Below are 445 nucleotides of genomic sequence, written 5' to 3'. Positions count from 1 at the left end.
GTTCTACACCGCGCCCACGGCCATCCGTTCGCTGATCAAGGCCGCGGATTCCGACGAGAAGGTGCACCCCAAGAACTGGAACCTGTCGTCGCTGCGTATCCTGGGCAGCGTGGGCGAGCCCATCAACCCCGAAGCCTGGATGTGGTACTACAAGCACATTGGTGGCGAGCGCTGCCCGATCGTGGACACCTTCTGGCAGACCGAAAACGGCGGCCACATGATCACGCCTCTGCCTGGTGCCACCCCGCTGGTGCCCGGTTCGTGCACCTTGCCGCTGCCCGGCATCACCGCGGCCATCGTCGATGAATCCGGCAACGACATGCCCAACGGCGCCGGCGGCATCCTGGTGGTCAAGAAGCCCTGGCCGTCGATGATCCGCAACATCTGGGGTGACCCCGAGCGCTTCAAGAAAAGCTACTTCCCCGAAGAGCTCAAGGGCTACTAC

The 445-nt window shown here is 63.6% G+C and carries 1 protein-coding gene; it reads left to right on the top strand.

The features are described 5' to 3' along the window. A partial coding sequence (locus KW845_RS29355) for an AMP-binding protein (protein ID WP_218372950.1) occupies positions 1-445 on the top strand: 445 nt, incomplete at both ends.

The organism is Bordetella sp. BOR01, assembly GCF_019218885.1.
Classification (GTDB): Bacteria; Pseudomonadota; Gammaproteobacteria; order Burkholderiales; family Burkholderiaceae_B; genus Bordetella_A.
This window is presented reverse-complemented; position numbering and strand designations above follow the sequence as displayed.